Below are 1,805 nucleotides of genomic sequence, written 5' to 3' on the forward strand. Positions count from 1 at the left end.
CGCCCTACGGCAGCGCCAGCATCCGCTCCAGGGCCAGCTTGGCGAACTTCTCGGTCTCCGGGTCCACCTGGATCCGGTTGACGAGGGTGCCCTCGGCCAGCGACTCCAGCGTCCACACCAGGTGCGGAAGGTCGATGCGGTTCATCGTCGAGCAGAAGCAGACCGTCTTGTCGAGGAAGACGATCTCCTTGTCCTCAGCGGCGAAACGATTCGCCAGCCGGCGGACGAGGTTCAGCTCCGTACCGATCGCCCACCTGGAGCCGGCCGGGGCCGCCTCCAGGGCCTTGATGATGTACTCCGTCGAGCCGACGTGGTCCGCCGCGGCGACCACCTCGTGCTTGCACTCCGGGTGCACCAGCACGTTGACGCCGGGGATCCGCTCGCGGACGTCGTTCACCGACTCCACGGAGAAGCGGCCGTGCACCGAGCAGTGGCCGCGCCAGAGGATCATCTTCGCGTCCCGCAGCTGCTCGGCGGTCAGGCCGCCGTTCGGCTTGTGCGGGTTGTAGACGACGCAGTCCTCCAGCGACATCCCCATGTCGCGGACGGCGGTGTTGCGCCCCAGGTGCTGGTCCGGCAGGAAGAGCACCTTCTCCGCCTGCTCGAAGGCCCACTCCAGGGCCCGCTTCGCGTTGGACGAGGTGCAGATCGTGCCGCCGTGCCGGCCGGTGAAGGCCTTGATGTCGGCGGAGGAGTTCATGTACGAGACCGGCACGACCCGGTCCACGACGCCCGCGTCCGTCAGCACGTCCCAGCACTCGGCGACCTGCTCGGCGGTCGCCATGTCCGCCATCGAGCAGCCCGCCGCCAGGTCGGGGAGCACGACCTTCTGGTCGTCGCCGGTCAGGATGTCCGCGGACTCGGCCATGAAGTGCACGCCGCAGAAGACGATGTACTCGGCCTCGGGCCGCGCCGCCGCGTCCCGGGCGAGCTTGAAGGAGTCGCCGGTGACGTCGGCGAACTGGATGACCTCGTCGCGCTGGTAGTGGTGGCCGAGCACGAAGACCTTGTCCCCGAGCTTCTCCTTCGCCGCGCGGGCGCGCTCCACCAGGTCCGGGTCGGACGGGGAGGGCAGGTCGCCGGGGCACTCGACACCGCGCTCGCTGCGCGGGTCGGCGTCGCGGCCGAGGAGCAGAAGGGCGAGGGGGGTCGGCTGGACATCCAGGGGCTGGGCGGTGGTCACGACACGCACCCTTTCTTTTCTGCTGACGAGTTTTCGTCTAATTGACGTTATCTATCATAACCCGCTGCCACCGGCTTGACGATGGCGATAGCGTCGATGTGACGCATCCCCCGGCGGGGGTCGTGTGCGAGCATGAGGGGGAGAGACACGCGCGTGGCCCGGAATGAATCCGCGGCCCCGGCGGTTGCACCGTCGGCAAGCAGTCCGTACAACCCGGGAGAGAAGCAGATGTCCGTATCGGACGAGACCACCACCGTGAGCGACGGCATCCTCCTGTCCGACGCCGCCGCAGCCAAGGTCAAGGCCCTGCTGGAGCAGGAAGGCCGGGACGACCTCGCGCTGCGCGTCGCCGTTCAGCCCGGGGGCTGCTCGGGCCTGCGCTACCAGCTCTTCTTCGACGAGCGCTCGCTCGACGGGGACGTCGTGAAGGACTTCGACGGCGTCAAGGTCGTCACCGACCGGATGAGCGCTCCGTACCTGGGCGGCGCCTCGGTCGACTTCGTGGACACCATCGAGAAGCAGGGCTTCACGATCGACAACCCGAACGCCACCGGGTCCTGCGCCTGCGGCGACTCCTTCAGCTGAACCCGCCCACGACAGCGGCGCGTCCAGCGTCACCGTC

The 1,805-nt window shown here is 68.6% G+C and carries 2 protein-coding genes; one reads left to right on the forward strand and one right to left on the reverse strand.

Features of this window, described 5'->3' with window-relative positions; genetic code table 11:
- Positions 1 to 4 precede the first annotated feature (4 nt).
- On the reverse strand, positions 5 to 1,183 hold the full coding sequence (gene nadA, locus IH13_RS0114845) for a quinolinate synthase NadA (RefSeq protein WP_051835848.1): 1,179 nt from the start codon (positions 1,181 to 1,183) through the stop codon (positions 5 to 7).
- Positions 1,184 to 1,411: 228 nt separating this feature from the next.
- Here nadA and IH13_RS0114850 point away from each other — a divergent pair, with 228 nt between their 5' ends.
- Positions 1,412 to 1,768 carry an iron-sulfur cluster assembly accessory protein gene (locus IH13_RS0114850; protein ID WP_018103583.1) on the forward strand — a complete coding sequence of 119 codons (357 nt, stop codon included), beginning with the start codon at positions 1,412 to 1,414 and terminating at the stop codon, positions 1,766 to 1,768.
- Positions 1,769 to 1,805 lie beyond the last annotated feature (37 nt).

Source organism: Streptomyces sp. NRRL WC-3549 (assembly GCF_000721935.1).
Taxonomy (GTDB): Bacteria; Actinomycetota; Actinomycetes; order Streptomycetales; family Streptomycetaceae; genus Streptomyces.